The sequence below is a fragment of the Methylothermaceae bacteria B42 genome (assembly GCA_001566965.1).
In the GTDB taxonomy this organism is placed as follows: Bacteria; Pseudomonadota; Gammaproteobacteria; order Methylococcales; family Methylothermaceae; genus Methylohalobius.
The window spans coordinates 14,135-36,291 of record LSNW01000018.1; the positions used below are offsets into that span (position 1 = coordinate 14,135).

Consider the following 22,157-nt stretch of genomic DNA (forward strand, 5'->3'; position numbering starts at 1 on the left):
TGATATTTTGAAGGGTTCCGGTTTTCCTTCCGTGGGTGTTGACGGCCTGGATGGCCGTCATCAAGCCCTCAGGGATGAGTTAACGGCGTCCCACGGAAGGAAAACCGGAACCCCTTGGCGGCAAATACGTTATAAGCAAGTTCTTTTCAATAGGACACGTACATCATGCCCCAGATTCGCTTCTAAAGGAAAAAAAACCGCCTATTCCGCGGCGACACGGTTTCCACTGCTCGTATGCGCCGGTTGTCTTGCTGGTTGCGGCTTAATCAATGCCACCATCTCCCAGCAAGCCAAAGATTTTGGATTCCAGCGGGAAATCCTGCAAGGCAAGCCGTTCCAGCATGTTGCATTTTTTAATGGCTCACCCTGTGCCGATGGACAATGGCATGTTTATCTTGACGGCGATGGCAAGGCATGGCTAACCCCCCACCGGGCTGCCAGCGATCCAACCCCAAAAAAAAGCTTTCTGTTGGATTTAATGAAAAGCGATCCCGCCCCCAGTATGTACCTCGGCCGCCCTTGTTACCACGGCCTGGCTCATTCCCCATTATGCAATCCGTGGGTTTGGACGCAACAGCGCTATTCGCAAACCGTCGTCGAAAGCCTGGCTCAAGCATTGCAGCGGCGCTTGCCTGACAAACAGTGCCGAATTGTTCTCATCGGCTACAGCGGCGGCGGTGCGCTGGCCATGTTGATGGCGGCCAAATTACCACAAGCGCAAGGTATCGTTACCCTGGCAGGCAATCTGGATGTTGGCGCCTGGACACGCTTGCACGGTTTCTCGCCTTTAACCGGCTCCCTGGATCCGGCCCGACAACCAGCGTTACCCGAGGCCATTTATCAAATTCATGTTACCGGCACAGAAGATAAGCAGATTCCCCCAAATCTTATTATTCAGGCAATTCATAAATACCCCCATGCAGAACTCATCAAGATAAAAAATTTGAACCATCAGGGAAACTGGTCGACAATCTGGCCTGAGGTATTGCAAAAAATACGCTCACACTTAAAAAAACGAGAGGTAAATCAATAAATAACTAGAGAATGCACAGGAATTCACTCCAGGCATGGAGACCGTAGCAAGTAAAAAAAAATTCAATCCCAGAGCAAAAAAAAGCTCATCGGTACGTCCATACGAGATAAGCACATTCGTATGAAACGAAACAAATGATGAATCACGACACACACCATCGGCAAAATGCGGAATATTTACTAGGCTCCTGGCCAATACAAGCCTATGTTGGGTGGGTGATTCCGTTAATCAAGGGTGTGCCAATGTATCAGAACAAAATGAGAAAACAAAATTCCAATCCTGAAGATGCCGCCAAAGCGTTGGTTTTCGATCACTGGGCATTTCTGCAAAAATTGACCCAAAAACGCTTCCCGGAAGACGACAATATGGCGCACCAGGCCTTGGATTTCATCCTGGAAAAGCTCCAGGAAAACGATTGGAAACGGGTCCGGGCCTGGGAAGGGGAAGGCAAATTCACGACCTTTCTCGCCGTGCTGGCCGGCAGACTGATGACCGATTTCGTCCGCGCCCGATTTGGCCACCGGCGTCCTCCGGCGTGGCTACTGGCCAAGAAAGATCCCATCTGGCGCGATGCTTATCGGTCTCTCATGATTGAAAAGTACGAACGGGAAGAAACCGTTGGGCTCTTGCAAACCCGTTATCCAGAACATGATCCGGCAAAGATAAGACAATTGGTGGCCACCGTGATTGGACAATGCAACCGCCAACCTCAATTCAAAGAGGATAAGGTTTCTATAGAATCGGTAGCAGAATCCCAATCGGATAACACGATTCCCGAACAAGGCTTGACGCCGGACAAAAAAGAGTTATTGGAAATCCTGCAAAATTATATTCAGGGCGAACTCGACAACATTCCAGCGAGTATCGAGCCCATGTTAAATAAACTCCGGTCCAAGCTCCAATTGAGCGATGAGGACCGGCTGCTACTCAGGCTGCGTTTTTGCGAAGGATTGAAAATGCCCACCATCAAAGCCATGTTAGGTTTAAGCGGCGATCCATACAAACGCCTGAATAAACTCATTCTGCAATTACAACAAGCTTGCGAAGAGGCAAGCCTGACCCCCATTTGATTATGACTATCACCCTTGCACACTTGAAGGAGTCGCTCCATGACCGATAACCCCAACTTCCAGGAAATGGAAAAACTGTCAGCCACCTGTGGCCTAGCAGCCACCCGGCCCAATGATCCTGCTGGGGAATGTCCGCCCGATGCCGTGATGGCGGCGTTTTTAGAACATCGTCTGGACCAACGGGGCAAGAAAAAGATGCTCACCCATCTCAACCGCTGCGAAGATTGTTATCGACTTTGGGTAGAGACTTCCCTGCTCCTCCACGAAGAGGCTCCCGAATCCGCCGCCACTACGCCTTCCCAGGTCAAGGAAAAACGGCCTTCCCTGTGGGATAAAATGCGCGGTTGGCTGCCCGCCGCGCCAGTACTAGTACCCGCCTTGGCGGGCGCCGCGCTGACGGTCGCAGTGGTGGCCGTGCTGGTCAATCGCCCCGATTCCCAATTGCAACAGCCTACCCTGATCGCTTTGATCGAAAATCATCCCGGCGCGGAAAAACTGGCCGCCCAATTGCCCGAACCTTGGGAAGGCACGCCCCTTGCCTTTGATTCGGAAAGTTACAGCGCCGCCGAACGCGCCATTGCCGCAGGTATCTGGGAAACAAAACACCGGTTGGCTGATGGTCAAGCCCCGCTTCCCGGCATTCTTGAAGGCGATCTCACACAATGGCGGCAAGCCGATCTCAAGCCTTATTATCAGCTCGGCCAATGGCTGGCCACGGCGTGGATATTGGCCCAAAACGAATCCGGGTCGGTAAAAGACTGGCAAAAATTACTGCAAACCTCCCGAACACTGGCAACCCGACTGGCCACCCGTAACGACCACGAGGCAGCCAATGCGCGGCGACTGCTGACTCAATTGCAACCGGTGCTGCAAAGCCTTGCCCACCAGCAGGCCCCTCAAATTCGCGCTCAATTTGCCAGACAAATTCAAATCGCCATGGAACGGCTGTTTGTCTAGCCCTAGCCTGCAAATCCTTATGCGGTATCTATTTTTCTTTTCGGCCTTGCTTTTCCTGATTGGCGACAGCGACGGGATGGCGGCAACTTCCGGCAAACAGGAAGTTGCCTTCTATATCGAAACCTACGGGGAAATCGCCCCATCACAAAGCCCCCAAGTCGCTACCGCCCATAAGATCTTCAAGCAATTGCGGGCGGTGGCGGACAAAAACGCCCGCCGCCTGCCGAAACTGGTGGTCGTCAACAGCAAAACCAACGCTTGGGCCATCGCCTTGCCCAGCGGCCATATCGTCCTCTCCAAACACGCCCTGGATTTGTGTTTCAAAAATGCCGGCGCAGATCTGGCCCAGGCCCGGTTGGCTTTTGTCCTGGGACACGAGTTGGCCCATCTGGCCCACGATGACTATTGGCATCAAGAAGTGGAAGAATTTCTCGCCGGCAACCCCGATGCCGAACGGATCGCCCATTTTCTCGACCAGAGCTATGAAGCCCGGGAGGCGGAACTCGCCGCCGACGACAAAGGTTACATTTATGCGGCCATGGCGGGCTTTCCCGTCGACCGGCTGCTCCGGAAAAACGGCAAGCAGGATTTTTTCGCCTACTGGATGCAGCAGACCCAATCCCGCGTCACCGCTTCTCACCCCTTTCCCGAGGACCGGGCCGAACTGCTGCGCCGGCGCTTGGCCATGCTGCAACAACGGGTGGGATTTTTTGACTTCGGGGTCCGCCTGGCCCACTTTGGATATTGTGAAGACGCGGTGTACTTCCTCCAGGAATTCCAAAAAGTCTTTCCCGGACGGGCTGTACTCAACAACCTGGGCGTCTGTTACTTGCAAATGGCCCGCAATGCCATGAAGCCCAGCCGGGCCTGGTTCTATTGGATGCCCTTTCAGCTCGATGTGGAAACCCGGGCGGCGGCCCTCACCCGGGGCGGACCAATGATAGACGAGCAACGCAAATTTCTGAAAAACTATGCAGGTGAGCCGGAAACCGCCGACCAGTACCTGCAAACCGCCCTGGATTACCTGCAACGGGCCACCCAGGCTGATCCCGCCTATGTGCCGGCAAGGCTCAATCTGGCGATAGTCAATCTCTATCTGGGCCGTCCCCATCAAGCGCGGGCGGTTCTGAGCGAGGCCCTGCAACTGGCGCCCGATCCTCCGCAAGCCCTTTTGCTGGATGCCCTGGCGCTGTACGAACAAAGCGGCCCGGACGTGGATCTGTGGCCTTCCGCGGTAGCGCGATTGGAAAAGAGCATATCGAAAGGGCCGGAGTGGGTTTACAATTTGGCCCGCTTGTTGACGGCGCGGCCACGGATGGAAGAAGCCAACCCTCATTGGAACCGGCTCGCTGCAATTGCCGCCACCTTACCCGATGGTATCCGCGCCCAAGTTTGCGCCATGCAGAGCAAAACCCCGGCGCTTGCCTGTCTTGCCAGGCAAACTCAAGCGGCCACGGAACCGCCATGGCAGTGGCCGATTCCTGGCAAAGATGCGCCGCCTTTGACGCCCACCTTAAGAACAAAGCTATTCTCCGGATGGCAATCCATCCCTTTTGATTGGTACAAGCCCAAGTTATACGGCTTTATTCACCGCAATCCTAAAACTAAAGTGGAAGTATTGGAAATGAATCAAATGGTTCATCTCCAGGCCGCCAAAGGAGAATTTCCCCTAAAGCTCTCCGACATGCAACAATATTGCCCCAAGCCATTACAAAAATTCCCGGTTGCCCAAGGCGAACTTTTTCACTGCTACCCCTGGGCGGTGTTGGTACAAGAGGATAAAATTATTCAAATTTGGCAAGTTTCCCGCTAATCAACTCCCAGACCTTTGTCCTCCAATCATCCTCTTTCCATTCACCAACAGCCGCTCGCCCAGTTAGCCTCAAAACTGCAAAAACGGCTGCCGGAAAATTCCTTTTTAATCAATCTGTGCGATAACCGCTTGTGGTTTGCCGCAGGCTTGGCCGCAACCTTTGGAAAACGTCAGATTACCCTGCTTCCCCCCGCCAATACCCCCGGCGTTATCACGGAACTGCTTAATCTTTTTCCCGAAGCCATCGCCCTGACGGATAGGGAACAAGACCTACCCTGCCCCAAGCTCAATATATCCAGCCTTATAGAACCGGTTAATTGCGGCCGTCATGGATTTGGATCATCAATCCCAACTCTGGATCTGATTGCCTTCACTTCCGGCAGCACCGGCAAACCTCAACCCTGGCGTAAAAGCTGGCCAATGCTGGCCCATTGCGCGCGGCTGGCGCTCTCCTCGCTAGGTTTGGCCCGGCAATCCCTGGCCGTCATAGGTACCACCCCGCCGCAACATATGTACGGACTGGAAACCTCGGTCATCTGGCCTTTGTGTTCGAAACTGGTCCTGACTGACCAAAAGCCTTTTTATCCCGAGGACATCAGGCTCGCCATGGAAAAATCTTCGTTGCCTGTCCTGCTTGCGACAACACCAATGCACTTAAAAGCTTGCATCGACGAGGTTCACCGCTGGCATAATCTGGCCGCTGTGGTTTCCTCCACCGCCGCCCTGGATCCGGAACTGGCTGAAACATTTGAGGACAAAACCGGCAAGCCCCTTTGGGAATTGTATGGCAGCACCGAAACCCAGTCCTTTGCTTACCGCCGCCCGGCCCGAGAACCCTTATGGCGGCTTTACCCAGGAACGACCCTCCAACAGCGGGGAATGGTATTTTCCCTGCGCGCGCCTTGGCTGCCAAAACCGTTTGAACTGGCCGATGCTTTCAAACTTTGCGGCGAGGGGAAATTCCAGGTAGTGGGACGGCGAAGCGATCTTGTCAAAATTGCCGGGAAGAGAATCTCGCTGGCCGAACTCAATCTGCACTTGGCTCGAATTGACGGGGTTCAAGACGGTTGTTTCTACCAAACCAACTACCAACGCCTGGGAGCGCTGGTGGTCACTTCCCGTCCCAAGGCTGAAATTTTAACAGCGCTGCGTCAGGTCATTGACGAAGTATTTCTTCCCCGCCCCCTTTACCAGGTTGAAAAAATACCCCGTAATGCCACCGGCAAGCTTGTCAAATCAGAACTGGAAAAACTGCTCGCCACCCTTTCGCCCTCCAATCTACTGTAATGCGGAAACCCGCTTCGGCCCAAAGATTTCCTGAATACCCAATGGCACTTTGGAAGGCTCCAATTTCAGCGTGTAATGGGTTTTTCCTGAATTAGGCTGATACTCAAACACCATGGAACGGAATCCTGGCGCCGCAATCTTGACCAGCAATGGTTTGGATTCTGTAATAACAAACCGGGTGTCCGTTGCAAATTCCTTGATGACTTGACGGGTTGCGGGATCCATATAGGTAACGATAATCTTCTCGGGCCGCTTATCAGCGGGCATCACCAAGGTCACAACAGCAACCTTCTTGAGGGGAATTGCCTGAAATTGGGGGAAATGCTTGCTGCGGGTTTTAGAAGGCTCCACCTTCACCGTCTTATCCACCACAGCGCACTGATCCTTTTCCGCCAGCGCCTGATTGTGATAGGGACTGACGATATTCAGCGCCGCAAACACGGTAAATCCCCTCGTAAAGGCATCCAACCGGTTACTGGGTTGATAGATCCAGCACAAAACACCGCCCAGGATAATCAAAATAACAAACGGAACTGCTACCCCGGACAGGCTCTGGGTGAAGTGGTCATTGATAATATTGCCGAGTTTGACCAAAGCGGCGGATTCGTTATTACTGAAGAGATCGGTCAAACCGTAGCAGAATGACCCCAGTATGCCGCTGATGATTAATTTAGCAGGCGACTCCGCCTTCTTCTTTTCTTTGACTTGCGTCTGATTCAAGTCCACGGATGTGGTATTCATTTCCGGCCTCGCAAATAATAGTTATGCCTCTGAATTGAGCCAACCTGGCATCATAGAATTTTTTTCCGCATAACCAAGTAACACAGTAGGTTTTTAGGGCAGCTTAACTTAAACCCTAGAGCAAGGACAGGTATTTTTACCATTCTGACTGTATCAGGAAAATGCCTAGAAGCGTGGTAAAAAATGCTCGCTAGAACTTTAACGATGTTTTCGATGGCAATGGGAGAATGATTAACTAAGCCTTTGCCACAAACTGTCTTGATCCGGGATTTCCGCAATCGCCTGCGCCGCCATCACGCCCGACAAAACCGCGCCATAAACACCGCCCCCTGGCGCACTCCAGTGGCCCGCCAGATATAATCCATCCACGGGCGTTTTCGAACCCGGTCGGCCAGGGCCGATTTGCTGTGGCGTTGGGGCCCAACCGTAAGCCGAGCCGTTATGGTTCAAGGTGTAGCGTTCTAAGGTTCTAGGGGTGCCCGATTCTACCAGCAGAAGATGGTCGCTTAATCCAGGAAGCCTGTCTTCCGCCAAAGCCAGTAATCTATCACAATAAGTTTGCTTGGCTGTTCGCCATGACGGATTGTGATGGTGGTGGGCCAAGGTCGTCAACATCACCAAGTGTTGTCCCGGCGCCAACGAGGGATCGGTATGGGTGGGTATGGTGATGGAAAACCAATCCACCTCTCCCGCCTTGGTCCTCTGGAAGTGATTATCATGATCAAAATGTGGAAAATGGAATGATTCATGCCATTTCCCATCAATCCTGTTCCGGTCCACCGCCAGATAAACCACAAAAGCCGAAACCGAAGGCTGCAATCTTCGTATCCGCTTCAGAAACCGGGCGTTGACTTGATCGGCGGGCAGCATTTGCTGGAAGGTCTGGAACAGATCCACGTTGGAAATCACCACCGGCGCCCGGATTTCCTGGCCAGTATCGGTGGCCACCCCCACGGCGCACCCCTGTTCGGTGAGAATGCGCCGCACCCCCATCCGGTACAGTATTTCTCCTCCCATCGATTGAATGGATTCGGCCAGGGCATCCGCCAAGGTTTGAAACGACCCCCGGCAATATCCTGCACCATCACAAATATAGCCAACCAACATCAATGCCCAGTAAAGAAAGGACAGTTGCCTCGGGGGTAACCCCAAATAGGGCCATAATGCGCCAAGTACCGCCTTGAGCGCCTCATCGTCAAAATAGTGGTCCAAGACTTCGCCCAAAGTGGCATGGCGGTATTGGTGCAGAAGCACAGGGTTTTGGGCGTGTCCCGCCGCCGAGTGGGAAGTTTCATCGGCCAGCTTCTCGGTCAGGGCCAAGAAGGCCCGGAGCTTTTCCGCCTGCCCCGGAAAATATTCCGAAATCGCCGACTCGAAGCGGGCCATTCCCTGGGGCAAGGCTATTTCCAACCCTGGAAAAAATACATGAGCGATCGGGTCCAGGGGCAGAAAGGTGACTTTTGAACTCAGGCCGAGATGTTCCACCAGCAGGGCCAGGATTCGCCGGTAATCCGGGCCGGTGCTGGCGCATCCTCCCACGGCATGTACCCCGGAATCAAAGCGCCAGCCCCGGCGGCTGAATCCGTGCATATAGCCGCCGGGGCGGTCATGACGCTCGATCACCAAAACCGAACGGCCTAATTTGGCCAGCAGAGACGCTGCCGTCAGCCCGCCCGCGCCGGCGCCGATGACAATGACGTCATATTGCTCCAGGCGCGATTCCCGGTGGAAATTCACCCCTCAAACTCAATCGGCATAACCGTCTTCGGTGGGATCATAAATGACTTTAAAAACTTTATAGACCCCGGTCCCCAACGCACCGCTGGGAGTAAAGACGATCCGCCCCTGACCCTTATAAAGCGCCTCTTTGCGGTGAGTATCCGGACCGAAATAGAAAGGAATCCAGGTTTTACCCGTTAAATAAGTTTTAATTTCCGAAGGTTGCCCGATCAGGTCGTACACCCGCCCCTCGCTCATCCCTTTTTTCACCTTGGCAAAAGGGCTGTTGGCGGGGATATCTTCGCTGGAGAAATCAGTCGGACTGGTGCCGCGCTGAATTTTTGCCGAAGACTTGTCCGCCTGCGCTACTGGCGCCTCTTTCGCCGCCGACTGATTGGATCCGGATGATCCTTGAGTGGCGCATCCCGCGAAGAGACCCGCGCTAATGCCAAAAACCAGTAGAGCACGTTTATTTAGCATATTTCCCCCTTATTCTCTTATTATTCGAAATCAGTATGGTATCTTTAATTTATCCTTGAAAACAAATCCACGTTATGAGTGATATCAAAAGCAAACTCCGCGACTTTATCCTGGGGGAACTCATTTACTGCGAAGATCCCGCCCGGTTCGGCGATGACGAGGATCTTTTGGAAGCTGGCCTCGACAGCCTGGGGATCATGCGGCTCATCATGTTCGCGGAACGGGAATTTAACATTACCTTGCCCGACACCGAGGTAGAACCCGATTCCGTCCGCAGCTTAAATGCCTTAACCCATTGGATTGAATCTCACCGTTCATGAAACCTGATACGCTGCTTTTCAGTCCCGCCGATCATGTGATGCTGGTGATGGACCGGGAAATTCAAGCCGGCGGCATGCCGGGCTCTTGGTGTGGATTTGGCCTGGAACTGGCGGGCATCCCAAGGATGAGTGACATACGCCAGGGTTTAACGGAACTGGAACAGGCTTTCCCTACCCTTGCCGGCCGCATGATTCGCAAAGGAAAACGCTATGGCTGGCAAACCACGGATCAGATAATCCCCCTGTTTCACCATAAGATTGCCGATACCATGGAAGAGGATGCCTTTTTCCAACGCGCCGTCATGGATATCATGAATTCCTCTTCCGACGCTTTTGCGCATCACACCCGGCCACTGGTCTTCCATTTGATTGAAGGCAGGCAAAAGGCCATTCTGCTGGCGCGTTGGCTCCATCCTTTGCTGGATGCCGGCGGCGTCAAACGCTTGTTTGACTTTCTGATGAGCGCCAAACCCGAGCGGCAAAAATTTCTGAAGGGCGATCACTCCCTGGTTTCCAAAAAGCTCCACGGCTGGCCATGGTGGCACAAATTACGCCTGTTCTGGCGCGGAAAAAATCATAATGCATGGATCGACCGGCTCGGCAGCAGCCTGCCCACCCCGGAACTAACCTCCGATTCAACCTCCCGGCAACTGGTGACCGCCCGCTTGAAGCTGACGGAAGAAGAAACCCGGCAAGTGCTCCAAAACCTGCAACGCCGCGTGGGACTGGGTGGACAATCACTGTATTTCATCGCCGGTTTGATGCGGGCCCTGGAAACGATGGATATTGCCGTCCACAAGGATGCCTGGTGTATTCCCTATGCCTTCAACCTCAGGCCAGCCAACGCGCCGGTACCGGTCACCGGCAATCAGGTCAGCGTTCTTTTCGCCCAGGCACCCCATGAAATCGTCAAAAACCGGGAGAGCCTGTTTGCCCACCTCAAACAGCAATACGCCGACACCGTCCGCCAGGAACTGGACATGGCCTACCTGCCCCTGATGTGGCTTGGCCAATGGTTGTCCCTGGAAAAATTCGGCCGCATCCTGCGCCAACAACCTACCGGCGGCGAACGCAGTTCCGCCTGGTTTTCCGATATCGGGGAAATCCGCTTTGCCAAATCGGATTTCCTGGGCGCGCCCATCACCGATGTTCATCACGCCACCTTCGTCACCGCCCCACCCTCGCTGGCGGTACTGTTCAGCCGTTTTAACGGACAACTGAATGCCGCGATCAATTACCTGCAACCGGATTTTTCGCCCCAGTGGATAGCAAAATTTACCCAGGCGCTCAAAGAAGAATTATTGGCGGAATAATTCATGGATCTATTGCAGGGCTTCCGTCACCAGTTGCAAATGAACCCAGCGGCCCCATGCCTGACGGAAGGCCAGACAGTTTTGTCATACGCGCAAGCCGCCCGCCGCGCGGGTGGAATCGCCAAGGCCCTGCGGGCAGTGGCTTTGGCGCCGAACCGGCCGGTCGCCATCGCCGCCCCCAAGGGCGTTGATGCCGCCTGCGCGGTTCTGGGCATCCTGGCCTCGGGCCACTGTTATCTGCCCCTGGATATGAAAGGCCCGGAGACAAGAAGGCGCCAAATCCTCTTGGACAGCCACGCGGGCGCTATCGTCACACCCCTTGCCAGGCCGGGTTTGGACAGTCTCCCCGCCCTTGTTCTGGAGGAAATCCCGGAGGCGGACTTTCCATCGCAGTCCCCATTGCCGGAATCTCTCGCCGCGATCCTCTATACTTCTGGCTCCACCGGCACGCCCAAAGGGGTGGCCCTCAGCCACTCTGCCATCCAAGCTTTTAGCCAATGGGCGCGGCGGCTGGTCCGGCTTGGTCCCAAAGACCGCATCGCCGCCATCGCCCCGCTGCATTTTGATCTGTCCACTTTCGACCTGTTTTCCGTTCTCGGCGCTGGCGCCTGTCTCGACTTTCTCCCGGATGCGCTAACCTCTGCCCCAAGCCGTTTGACGGAATGGCTTGAAACCCGTGAAATCACCGGCTTCTATACCGTCCCCTCGCTGTTATCTTTTTGGACCTGGAAGGGAAATCTGAAACAAGCACAACTGAAACACTTGCGCTTCATTCTTTTTGCCGGCGAACCCTTCCCCACCCCTCAGTTGCGGGAGTTAGCCAACCTGCTCCCAACAGTAGCACTCCATAATCTGTACGGCCCCACGGAAACCAATGTGTGTTGCCACTGGCCCGTGGACCGTGCCCGCTTGCCCGGCGATCAGCCCATCCCCATCGGCAAGCCCGCCTGCGGTGATAAACTTAGAATCGACCCAGACACCGGTGAATTGCAAGTCAAAGGCCCGACTTTGTTCAGTGGCTACTGGCGGCAAGGCAAATTACAAACCACCTTGACTCGCGACGGCTGGTACCGAACCGGTGACCGGGTTTCTATTAATAACCTGGGGGAATATGTCTGGCAAGGGAGGCTGGACCGGATGGTGAAAATCTCAGGCCACCGGGTGGAACCGGCGGAGGTGGAAGCAGTTTTATCAGCTTTGACAAGCGTGAGGGAATGCGCCGTCGTTGCCATAGAAGGTGACTTCGGCATGGAACTGGCCGCTGCTGTCGTTTTAGAGCAGGACACGGCAATTACCCAAATCAGACAAGAATTAAAACAACGATTGCCAAGTTATATGCTTCCCAATCAATGGAAGGCTTTCTCTTCTCTACCGCTTTTGGCCAATGGCAAGCTGGATTTACAGGCTATTGGGAACTTTTTCAGCAAAAAACCATGTGACAAATAAAACGCCGGCTCTAGAGAGCCGGCGCTATGAGTGAATTGCATTTTACTTAAGATTACATCCGGTTTTGCTCGAATATATCGGTAATATACCCTTGATGGCCTGGACTTGCGGCGTTGCGGTAAATGGTTTCAAAATCCCGCATATCCATGGCATCACCATTGTTGGCCACGCCATTGCCCAGGTAAAGGCTGATTACCGCGCCCTTGTGAATAAACCAAAGGATATCATTGCCATCGCTGTGTTTGTCGTGAAGGTCCCAGAAAGTCCGGGCAACCCAGGTTTCATTCTCCCAGCCATTGCTGCAATTGGGCGGGCTTGTGCGTTTTTCCGCATCAAGCCCAAGCGCCCAGCGCCCGCTGCTAAAACCGCCATCGGCCACATTACGGCTGGGATAACCTACCCAGGCTGGCATGAAATTGGCAAAACCTTCCGTTAGCGCCATGCCAAGACGATCTGGATAACAACCGCTCAAAGTATGGCTGCCACCGCTGCCTGCCGGCCACTTTTTGTGCCAGAACTTACCTTGCAAAGCGTGGGCCATTTCATGGGTTACCACCCTCGCCTGACGGCCATGGGAAGGAATTAACCAGATATTCAGCCCATCCCAACTTGCACAACTCCAAGGGCTGTTCCCACCGCAATTATTCCAGGTATTGGGAAAGTGGAATTTGATGGGTTGAGAGTTTACCGGATCAATATTGCCATCCCAATACAGCCGGGACCACATATTCATGGCCGCATCCACCAGTTCACCGACGCTGTTGAACTCGCCACCGTCGGTATCCGCATAGCGATGACCCGCGTAAAAGCTGGAACCGATGTTGTATTGATCGGGATCGCGCCAGGAATAGGTATCGCCATCCTTATTTTGTGGCTGATAATAGCGGTTGTAGGAGCGGTAAAGAATGCGCAGGTGATCGCCACGGTAACCTTTGCTGGCTGGCACATTCAAGGTCCAATGGCCATTGTATTGCACCCAGTCGCTGGCCAGTTTTTGCCAAAAGCCGTTTTCCCGGGTCCAGGCTTCCACCCGGAAACCGAATCCGGGATGCAGGCTGTGATCCGCGCTCCATTTGGTGGAAAAAACGCCGCTCAGCGTATGACTGACCGAACCATGGCCGGCCAGCTTAGCCCTGTTGAAAACAGATGGTTTCAACACCTGGGGATTGATGATTAAATCAGGCAGGTCTTGCTCACTGCCGCTTCCCAGTTCATACACTTGTTTCAGCGGCAATCTGAAATTCGGCTTCGGCGAAAGCCTGGGCAAACGCCGCTTTTCCCGATAATCGCGAACCGCCACCGGCATGCTATCCATCACCTGGTAATAGTCCCGGGTCACAGCGGCACCCTTTGAGGGAGAACCGAAGATGGTTTCATAATCGCCGGCTCTCCACCGGCGGCTGTTGGCATCCAGACGATAATATAAATCCACGGTGACAGCCGCCGCTGGATGCACCAGATGCTTGTAACGGGCCAAAATATCAGGATCGTTAATCTTTCGCGCCCAATACCAGGGCACTTGATAAATGGTGCCGGTGATCCGGGGAGACATGCCTTCGGAAACCGGACGCACAAAATCGACGTTCAATTCAAGGTCCGCCCTGTCTCCCGGATAAAGTAAAAATGCCTGGCGGTCAACGCACACTTTCCAGCGCGGATCCCAGGTTTTGTCATCCCCAATGCGGGGCTGCACCGAAGGGTCGCGGATAATTTCATCCAAATTCAAGACCGGTTTCCCCTGTACTTCGGGATCGTTCGCGCATTTGGGGAATACTACTAACAGGGGGGTTTCGACTGCGACTTTTTCTTCATGGCGCAGTTGCACGACGACCCTGTCATCTCCTCCCGGCGTGCGGCCAGGATTGAATCCACCGGATTTGGCCTGAACCACCGCATTCCAATCCACCGCGTGCGGCTGATCGGCTTGAGCCACGGGCATGCCCACCAAAACGGCGGTGATGGATACGGCCAAAGGGTTGAACAATCGATAACGCATCATGTTTCTCCTTTCGTTGTTTGGTTAATTTGCACCCCTTTAACACGTACTCAAGCCAGAAAATTTTCCCTGGTGGTAAAATTACCAAACCGGAGGTTGCGCACGGTCATTCCAAAACAACCCTCAAACGGAATGAGCGGTCTGGCAAGGAATCCTGATATCGGCTTGCGGGCAAGTTACCCCCTCCCCAACCCTCCCCCGCTTGCGGGGGAGGGAGCGGCGGACCGTGCCTTGAATCCCCTCTCCCTCTGGGAGAGGGGCTGGGGTGAGGGTTATGGACCCATGCATTGATCCCCTCTCCCTCCGGGAGAGGCTGGGGGCGAGGGTACGAAAAAAAACGCCGGCAAGGCCGCCGGCGCATACAGGGGGAGGAGGTTCAATGGAAAGCAACTGCAATCGAAAGGAAATAAATCAATTGTTTCATTCACCCTTAAGTCACGGACATCGCTTTGTAAATTTGCACCGGTGGTAAAAATACCGGTTCAACCGATTGATATGATGCCCAACTCCGAAGACACCGCCAAAACCCTCCAACAATTCGGACGGCAAGGCCTGTTTGGCCACGGCGTTCCAAAGGAATGGCACGGCCATGGAAATACCTTTGCCGAACTGATCCGCCACCACGAAAAGGCCGGCGAAACCTGTCACGATCCTGGTTTGATCCTGGCCCTCAACGCCCATTTGTGGGGCGCGCTGTTTCCGATATTGCGTTTTGGCGATGAGCGGCAAAAACAGCAATGGCTGCCCGGGCTCGTGTCGGGCTCGTTCATCGGCGGCCACGCCATTACCGAACCGGAGGCAGGCTCCAACCCCGCCGATATGCAAACCCGCGCGGAAAATGACGGCAACGGTTTTCGCCTGAATGGCCACAAGCGCTATATCACCAACGCCCCCATTGCCGACGTGATGATCGTCTACGCTTATTTGCGGCAAAAGCCTTCGGCTTTCGTGCTGCGGCGCGGCGACCCCGGCTTTCATGCCAATGCCGAACACACTGTCATGGCCTGCCGGAGCGCGCCCATGGGGGAAGTCCTCCTGGACGACTGCCGGATTCCCACGGAAAGACTGCTGGGCAAACCCGGCGCGGGATTGATGATGATTCAAAGCGCCCTGGAATGGGAACGCGCCTTTATCTATGCCGGCATCGCCGGCGCCATGCAATGGCAGTTGGATCGAATCATTGAACACAGCCGCAAACGCCAAACCGGCGGCGGCCACCTGGGACGCCACCAGGCTATTTCCCACCGGATCGCCGACATGGCCACCCGCCTCGATACTCTCCGGCTTTGGTTGAAGGAATGCGCCCGGCTGGCCGATGCTGGCAAAAGGATGACTCTGGCTTCCGCCCAGACCAAACTGGTCGCCTCGGAAGCTTTTTTACAATCCACCCTGGACGCTGTCCATATTCTAGGCGCCAAAGGATTGGAAACCTCATCCGGCATGTCAGAATGGCTCAACGACGCCGCCTCGGGCAGACTATTCTCCGGCACCTCGGAAATCCAGAAAAATCTGATTGCCGCGTTGTTGGGGACGGGAGAAGGTTACCGGTTAAAAAACCGGGCTTCCTGATGATCTGACGCTTTTGACAGCCGCATGATGACTCATTTTCTACCTTTAATCCCTTCTTAATCAGGGTGAGCCCAGCCCCTTTTTCAAACTGGAAAAGGGGCTGGGCGAACGACCGGACAGAACGTCCGGGCCGGGGCCTGTCATCCTGAATACCTCTCGCCAGGGACGGCAGGCACTCACTTTAATTCCCTTATTAATCAGGTCACATTCTCGACCAACCAAAGCGTGCATTTTGGAAACGTTTTGGAGCTTTAATTCCCTTCTTAATCAGGTCACATTCTCGACTTTGCGCGGCTGTTAAATCAACTTTTAGGAGGTGCTTTAATTCCCTTCTTAATCAGGTCACATTCTCGACGGTCTGGGTGTTCGAATAATAACGGCTCGAATAAGCTTTAATTCCCTTCTTAATCAGGTCACATTCTCGACGAATGGCAGCTAGATAAGGCAGATTTACGTAAGGCGCTTTAATTCCCTTCTTAATCAGGTCACATTCTCGACAGAGAGGAAGAGGAAACTGAGTGACAAAAAATGCGCTTTAATTCCCTTCTTAATCAGGTCACATTCTCGACGGCTATATTGTGGAATTTATTTTGCCAGGAGGGCTTTAATTCCCTTCTTAATCAGGTCACATTCTCGACTGTCAGTGTTAAACGTTTTTACAGGAGAAAGTCCAGCTTTAATTCCCTTCTTAATCAGGTCACATTCTCGACTGCACCCCTATTTTTTCTCCTTTTAATACAATTACTTACAACACGCCATGAAGAAAATTGCACGGCCAGAAAAGTTAACATGGTTATAACAAAATAACTTGAATTTATATAAATTCAGATTCTTTTTTAATCTATCACATCTCCCGTAACAGACAAGGGTTATTCGGACGCCTCCAACCAGCGTGGCAATTGTGGCGGCAGTTCCTTGATACGCCAGGGATCGTTTGCCGAGATTGCCAGTAATAGCGGCAGGAGTTTTTCTTCCACCCACCGGGCGAAGTCCTGCCATTCATTTTCAGAAATCGGCTTGAATCCGTGGGCGAGAATGGAATGGTTACGGCTTTGCAGAAGATCCAGCATGCTCTCTTTCTGTGATCTCCAAAATTCCGCGACCACTTCCCCGCCATAATCGGCGGCCAGGGTCCAGGCAGCGAACAGACCGGCCTGATATTTGCCTTCGCGGTTTTTCGTCAATGCCACGCCTTCGGGGATTTTCCCGGGCGGCACGTCTTTGGTTTCAATGCCGGCGGATTGCAAGATCCACTGAGCGCTCCATTCCAGCAACCGATAGATCCGGGCCACGGCGTCGTCATAGCGGCCCTGGGTGGCGCGGCGCTCGGCGTTGCGCCACAGATCAAACAGGCGCAGCGGTTCCCCCCGCCCCTCTTTCAGCATCATGTCCAGTGTGCCAAGCAATGGCCACCAGTGGCGGCCAAGGCGGGGGCGGTAACGTGAAAGTACCCGTTGTGCCGATACATGATCGAACCGGTCCCAGGCAGCAAAAGCGCGGCTGATATCGATTGCCCGCTCATATTCTCCGCGCAGCGCCGGGTCGGCGGGTGGCTGGATGTTTTTCAGCAGAAAAGCGGTTTCGTCGTAGGCATGACGCTCCCAGGCGTCCATGGCCCGCTCCAGTTGACGGCGAAAACGGCTCTGCTCGACCGCCGCCGGCATCACATATTCTGCGCCGGACTCCACCTTCACCAGATTCGAGCGGCTGCCGCTGACCAGTTGCAGTTCGATCCCCTCGTCAAGGGCAAATGCCACCAACGCCGCGCTCATGGTCTTGGTGCCGCCGGTGTAATCGGCGACAATACGCTCCGCGTCACGTTCTCGCGTCCTGAGCCAATCAACCAACGCACGATAAATGTCATCAAGGCTGTCCGGCTGAACGCGCAGAACAGCAAATTGGTCTTCCTGTAAATCGACCTGTGCCGGAATATTCGGCAGCGTCGGCTTGTCATCCCCAAAGTTCGCCTTGATGACGTTGCCCTTCCCGGTGATCTGGGTATAGGAGCCCTTGTTTCCCGTGGCTGGATCGTCGCCGGAGCAAACGAAACAGACGTGATCCGGTTTAAGTGCCTGTATGGCCTTGACTATTGGCTCGTGGGAGCCGCCGACAGTGCAAATAAGGGTGGTTTTCATGATTACTCCAGATATTCCAGTACTTTCAGACATCGCTGTTTCTGTTTGACCTTCTGCTTATTCGTGCCGGAAAAATCAGGATTCCATCTTCCTTCCTCTTGCCACAAGGATTTAATTTTCTCCGCCACAATACGTTGATCTCCGATATCCTCCCACTCTCCAGCCATAAGTTGGTTAAACAATATGGCACCAGGATTGTTATTGCGGTTGGCGGTAATGATTTTCTCCAGCTCACGTTCGAACGGGGAAAGCTGTGCCAGGCGTTCTTCTTCCGCTTTTTTCCGGTGCGCTTTTTCTTCCACTTCATGGATTGCCGCTGCCTCACGCGCAGCATGTTCCTTACGGAATATTCGGGCCTTTTCTGCAAGTGTGGATTGCCGCTCGCGAATCTCTGCGAGCCATTGCGACATGGCGTCGTTGTATTGCTCCATCAATTTTTCTGCTTCGGGCCATTCAGGAATTGTTTGATCGGGTTCAGTCATTTCCACCAGCAGCCAGCCGAAGGGTTTGAGGTAGCGTTTGTCGGCCTTGTCGCCAGTAGCGAGCCAGATTGTTTTGGCCTCTTTTCCCCAGTCTGGCTTTTGCCCTTTCCCCATTATGATCTTGATCGAGCGGACACCATTGAGCGTTACAGACTCGGCACCGCTGTGGCGGCCGACGCGCAACAGGAAGGCTTCGTTGTTTTCGAGGCGCTTGCAGATGCTATTATCATTCAACAGCGCTTCAACCGTTTTCCGCCACTGGGTGTCGAGAAAGCCGCGTTTTTTGAGCAGTTCGGTTTCACGCTCGAAGATGGGACGGTAGAAGCGATTGCAGGCCGTGGCAATTTCGCCAAAGCTGAAGCAAAGTTCCGGCAATTTCCCTTGTTCATTTTCTACCCTTCCCGGAGCGGAAATATTAAGCACCCCACGGAAGGCACGGAAACGGAACGGCGCGGCGCATTCGAGCAACTGATAAAGGTTTCGCTGTTCGGCCTGAGAACTGACCTCTTTCCCGTTCTTGGTAACCGGGTGTTTCTTGCGGTTGACGGCGAAGAGCACTTCTGCGCTGTTAAGGGCTTCCGGGCCTTGCCAGGCACAGTCGCCGACATGGACAAGGCGCATGGGGTCTTTGTGCAATTCGCGCATGGTGTAGTGGAACAGGCATTGTTGCAGCTCGCGATTGCGTTCCCCTCGTTCAGTACGTTGGCCCTGGTTGACCGCATCCAGCAACGCAGTTCTCATCGCCCCTTTCAACCCACTGCCCGGCAACATCAGCCACCGATCCGTCGGGTTGTAGTAGGCGCGCTCGATTTCCAGCGCATTGAGTACCTGTTTGCCACCGGATTCAACATTGGCCGCCTTGCCAATCCGATCTTCATACAGCTTCGCCATTTCAGTGCTGACTTTGACCACATTGGCCGCTGCCGGAATCAACCACTCTCGGTTGCGGTGGAAAAACGCCTGCACCTGCTTGAGCATATCCGGCGTCGCTTTTCCGTTGAGTATGGCATTTAACTGGCTGCGCTCGGCCGGCGGCAAATTTTCCAGCGCCCGCTGGTCAAACTCGTACAGGGCGTTGCCGTCGATCACATAGCTGGTGGGGGTATAGTCCTCATCGGTTCCCATGTGCACCGGCGACAAGGGGGTAATCCAGAGTTTTCGGGTTTCGGGGATGCCGCTCATGATGTTTCCTCCAATCGTACCGGCAACGCTGGTGCATAACCTTGATGGACGGTGGATTTGATAGCATTGGATAGCTTCTGACCATTACCACCCAGTCCCTGGCCGAAAAATGCGGCAACCACGCCATCGCGCCTGGCCAGCAACGCGCCGGTGTCTGCCATCAGTACAGGGTTTTTGAAAGGCCGTCCAGTATGTACAGCCACGTCACCGTGCCGTCCGAAACGGGTGAATGGCTGGTACCAGCTTTTCTCATCGTCGAAACCCTGACCCTGGGGCGCGCAGGGTGCGAGCGTCATCATGCAGTTGGCATTTTCCTGTGCAGGCCAGTTGCCGCTGACGGTATCTTTCACGTCAAATTTGCCCAGGCCGATACTGGCGTCGCGGCCATAACCCATACGGCCAACGTCTTGCAGCAGCTGCCCTGCTTCTTCCATTGACAGCCGTTTGCTGTCAATTGTGATATAGAGGTCGAGATGTAGGCCGGGCGCGAACCAGTGCTGCGCCATGGTGTAAGGTGCGAATTCGCCGGTGCCTGTCGTGCCGGTCATCCGGTTGATCGTATTGTGCGGCTGGACATACGCGGCCATCAGCTCATCGCTGGAGATGTCGCTGTCGGGCACGGCGTGGTTGAGCCATTGACGCAATGGCCTGGCAAAATGCTTGCGGGGCAGCCAGCGCCTTTTCTTCACGGCTTTGCGCTCGGCATCGGGTACTTCGTCGAAGCGGTGCAGGGGCAACGCCGGGCGTGGCAGGTAGCTGGCCGGGAAGGCGTCGGAGACAACTATGAACGGTTGTCCTTCGGTATAGCCTTGCAGCAGTTCGGTCAGACGATTCTCGCCCCAGCGATGCCGCGCCGCCCAGCAAAGTTGGCCGAACAGCGTGTCGCCCCGGATCGGCCCGCCAAAGGCGGAACGCGGGCGCAGGGTGGCAATCAGGGTTTCCATATCGTCTCCTTAAATTTGCACCTGTTCCAGTTTGTCCTGCACCGGCTCACCGTCCAGCGCCAAATCACGGAACGCCACCTTGCCGTAACCCCGCGAAATCGAGCCTCCAAGACCGGACAGTTCCACCAGCTTCAGGCCACGCAGAATGGGATCAAGCAGGTCTTCGCCGTCGATCACCTTGATGGTGAGCTGGAAATCAAAACGCGCGCCAGCGGGAACCCGTTCGGTGTTGCGCGGGTTTTCCGCCGTGCCCTTGATGCGGTCGATGGAATTTTCCATCTTGGTCTCAGTGAGCAGAAGGTTGTTGTCGCTCATCTCCTTCACCCAAGTGGGATCAAGGTTGCAATCCCAGAATGCCAGCCGTGTCGGGCCGATCTCCTCGACAAGCTTTGGATCATCCTGGCCGCCGCCGCTGGGGGCATAGCCGAACAGACGCAATATCTCGATGCCCTGGGCGCGGTTGCCATTGAGCTTGTCGATATGCTTGATCGCCAGTGCCTTGCCATCGGCAATGCCGACCACTCCAGCATGCCATTCCATCAGGCTGCGCATTTTTCCCTTCAGGCTCGAGCCGGGGATGTAGGGCTGATTAGTAACCGGGTTCTTGATGACGGGGTTGTCCGTGCCCCCGATATGCATTTCGGTGTTGCCGCCGCCGATGTGCAAGCCGCTTACCAGTTCGATCGTCCCGGTCAGTTTTGAGATTTTGTCCAGTTTCATGATCTATCTCCCTAGTCTTTTGGTCTGACGAGCTTGTAGAAACCCATGAAGGATTCCATGAACAGCTTAAAATGGCTCATGGTTTGTTTGTCTTGCACCTGATTCAGGCAATAGGTAAGTAACTCTAGAAAGTTCTTATCGACGAGCCCCTTGTTAGGGTCATTGTTTTTGTTGTTGCGGCCATGCGCATAAGCTGCTTTCGCCTTTAACATTTTTAGGAAGGGCAGAATTTCCTTTCTGAACTCGTCGTCTGTTTTTGTTTGGCTTTTTTCTTCCCACATGACGATTTCATTGTAAAAGTTCCTCAATTGGGATGGCTTGTTGCTCGACCCGTTGCTTCCAAGCTTCTTAGCTATTCGTTCGGGTATTTCACTAAAAAGGTTTTCTGATACATCTGAAAAATTAATTCCCTCGTAAATGGGTTGGCGTTCCTTCCGGGGATCGCCGCCGTGTCTTTTCTGGTTTGGATAACTCATGTCATTTACTCCTTCAGCTGCGCTGCTGGTAAAGGTGGATAAAAAGCGGAATCTTGAAGCGGCTGCCATACCGCTCGATGGGGTCACTCAGAATCTTGGCCAGTTCCTGCATTCGGCGCTCGCGCTCGTTCTGCCTGTCCTTGCCCTTGAGGGTTTGCTCCAGCATCCGGTAGGTGCGGTAGCTGAACCAGGAGCGCCAGATGGCGTTTTCCAGCCGGGGATGGTCGGATTTCAGGTTTTCCGCCATGTCTGCCAAGTCTTGCAAGCGGTAGAGATAGCAGGTGCTCAGGTCGAACTGGTCGTCTTTCTCCTCGATGGCTTCCAGGGTTTGCCACAAGTCGTCGAAATCTTTCCAGGAAACGGTTTGGCCAAACAGTGTCACGGCGTTCTTGCCCTCGTAACTTTTTGCGTGTTCCAGCGCCTGTTCCGCCATCTCGCCCATTTGCGCCACCGGCATACCCGGCTTGGTCATCA

At 54.1% G+C, this 22,157-nt stretch carries 19 protein-coding genes and 1 CRISPR repeat array; of the genes, 9 read left to right on the forward strand and 10 right to left on the reverse strand.

Annotated features, from left to right (window positions below; all coding sequences use genetic code 11):
- The first annotated feature begins 7 nt into the window (after positions 1-7).
- The 5 genes from AXA67_08200 (at position 8) to AXA67_08220 (ending at position 6,160) form a co-directional block, all read left to right on the forward strand.
- Complete coding sequence (locus tag AXA67_08200) at positions 8-1,033, forward strand: hypothetical protein (GenBank protein KXJ40842.1); 1,026 nt, start codon at positions 8-10, stop codon at positions 1,031-1,033.
- 134 nt (positions 1,034-1,167) lie between these two features.
- Positions 1,168-2,103, forward strand: coding sequence for a hypothetical protein (locus AXA67_08205; GenBank protein ID KXJ40843.1), 936 nt, complete (start codon positions 1,168-1,170; stop codon positions 2,101-2,103).
- 39 nt (positions 2,104-2,142) lie between these two features.
- Positions 2,143-3,060, forward strand: a complete 918-nt coding sequence (locus AXA67_08210; GenBank protein KXJ40844.1) for a hypothetical protein — start codon at positions 2,143-2,145, stop codon at positions 3,058-3,060.
- A gap of 19 nt (positions 3,061-3,079) precedes the next feature.
- Positions 3,080-4,873 carry a hypothetical protein gene (locus AXA67_08215; protein ID KXJ40845.1) on the forward strand — a complete coding sequence of 598 codons (1,794 nt, stop codon included), beginning with the start codon at positions 3,080-3,082 and terminating at the stop codon, positions 4,871-4,873.
- A 15-nt stretch (positions 4,874-4,888) separates the two neighbouring features.
- The gene (locus AXA67_08220; GenBank protein KXJ40846.1) at positions 4,889-6,160 is read left to right on the forward strand and encodes a hypothetical protein; all 1,272 of its coding nucleotides are present in this window, start codon (positions 4,889-4,891) and stop codon (positions 6,158-6,160) included.
- Here AXA67_08220 and AXA67_08225 read toward each other — a convergent pair.
- The 3 genes from AXA67_08225 to AXA67_08235 form a co-directional block, all read right to left on the reverse strand.
- Positions 6,152-6,901 carry a hypothetical protein gene (locus AXA67_08225; protein KXJ40847.1) on the reverse strand — a complete coding sequence of 250 codons (750 nt, stop codon included), beginning with the start codon at positions 6,899-6,901 and terminating at the stop codon, positions 6,152-6,154. The two genes, AXA67_08220 and AXA67_08225, sit on opposite strands and share 9 nt — an antisense overlap.
- Positions 6,902-7,132: 231 nt before the next feature.
- The gene (locus tag AXA67_08230) at positions 7,133-8,638 is read right to left on the reverse strand and encodes a hypothetical protein (GenBank protein ID KXJ40848.1); all 1,506 of its coding nucleotides are present in this window, start codon (positions 8,636-8,638) and stop codon (positions 7,133-7,135) included.
- Positions 8,639-8,647: 9 nt separating this feature from the next.
- The gene (locus AXA67_08235) at positions 8,648-9,100 is read right to left on the reverse strand and encodes a hypothetical protein (protein KXJ40849.1); all 453 of its coding nucleotides are present in this window, start codon (positions 9,098-9,100) and stop codon (positions 8,648-8,650) included.
- Positions 9,101-9,183: 83 nt separating this feature from the next.
- On the opposite strand from AXA67_08235, the gene AXA67_08240 reads away from it, so the two are divergent.
- The 3 genes from AXA67_08240 to AXA67_08250 are packed head-to-tail and all read left to right on the forward strand — an operon-like array spanning position 9,184 to position 12,179.
- Positions 9,184-9,420, forward strand: coding sequence for a phosphopantetheine-binding protein (locus tag AXA67_08240; protein ID KXJ40860.1), 237 nt, complete (start codon positions 9,184-9,186; stop codon positions 9,418-9,420).
- Positions 9,417-10,733 (forward strand): hypothetical protein, encoded by a 1,317-nt coding sequence (locus tag AXA67_08245; GenBank protein ID KXJ40850.1) that lies wholly within the window; start codon positions 9,417-9,419, stop codon positions 10,731-10,733. Before AXA67_08240 ends, AXA67_08245 begins: the two co-directional genes overlap by 4 nt.
- A 3-nt stretch (positions 10,734-10,736) precedes the next feature.
- Positions 10,737-12,179, forward strand: a complete 1,443-nt coding sequence (locus AXA67_08250) for a hypothetical protein (GenBank protein KXJ40851.1) — start codon at positions 10,737-10,739, stop codon at positions 12,177-12,179.
- Between the two features lie 52 nt (positions 12,180-12,231).
- Here AXA67_08250 and AXA67_08255 read toward each other — a convergent pair whose 3' ends face one another.
- Complete coding sequence (locus AXA67_08255; GenBank protein ID KXJ40852.1) at positions 12,232-14,175, reverse strand: hypothetical protein; 1,944 nt, start codon at positions 14,173-14,175, stop codon at positions 12,232-12,234.
- Positions 14,176-14,670: 495 nt separating this feature from the next.
- On the opposite strand from AXA67_08255, the gene AXA67_08260 reads away from it, so the two are divergent.
- The gene (locus tag AXA67_08260; protein KXJ40853.1) at positions 14,671-15,744 is read left to right on the forward strand and encodes an isovaleryl-CoA dehydrogenase; all 1,074 of its coding nucleotides are present in this window, start codon (positions 14,671-14,673) and stop codon (positions 15,742-15,744) included.
- 178 nt (positions 15,745-15,922) lie between these two features.
- Positions 15,923-16,454: direct repeats of the CRISPR family, unit length 37 nt; unit sequence GCTTTAATTCCCTTCTTAATCAGGTCACATTCTCGAC.
- A gap of 159 nt (positions 16,455-16,613) precedes the next feature.
- On the opposite strand, the gene AXA67_08265 is transcribed toward AXA67_08260, so the two are convergent.
- From AXA67_08265 to AXA67_08290, 6 genes are read right to left on the reverse strand one after another with little or no spacing between them, the layout of a single operon-like run.
- Positions 16,614-17,879, reverse strand: a complete 1,266-nt coding sequence (locus AXA67_08265) for a hypothetical protein (protein KXJ40854.1) — start codon at positions 17,877-17,879, stop codon at positions 16,614-16,616.
- A 2-nt stretch (positions 17,880-17,881) separates the two neighbouring features.
- A complete protein-coding gene (locus AXA67_08270; GenBank protein ID KXJ40855.1) occupies positions 17,882-19,543 on the reverse strand; it encodes a hypothetical protein in 1,662 nt (553 codons plus the stop codon).
- Entirely contained in the window at positions 19,540-20,487 is a 948-nt protein-coding gene (locus tag AXA67_08275) for a CRISPR-associated protein Csm7 (GenBank protein ID KXJ40856.1), read from the reverse strand. Before AXA67_08275 ends, AXA67_08270 begins: the two co-directional genes overlap by 4 nt.
- A gap of 9 nt (positions 20,488-20,496) precedes the next feature.
- Positions 20,497-21,207 carry a type III-A CRISPR-associated RAMP protein Csm3 gene (locus AXA67_08280; protein ID KXJ40857.1) on the reverse strand — a complete coding sequence of 237 codons (711 nt, stop codon included), beginning with the start codon at positions 21,205-21,207 and terminating at the stop codon, positions 20,497-20,499.
- An 11-nt stretch (positions 21,208-21,218) separates the two neighbouring features.
- A complete protein-coding gene (locus AXA67_08285; GenBank protein KXJ40858.1) occupies positions 21,219-21,683 on the reverse strand; it encodes a hypothetical protein in 465 nt (154 codons plus the stop codon).
- A 13-nt stretch (positions 21,684-21,696) separates the two neighbouring features.
- Positions 21,697-22,155: a hypothetical protein gene (locus AXA67_08290; protein KXJ40859.1), complete on the reverse strand. Its 459-nt coding sequence runs from the start codon at positions 22,153-22,155 to the stop codon at positions 21,697-21,699.
- Between the last annotated feature and the right edge of the window lie 2 nt (positions 22,156-22,157).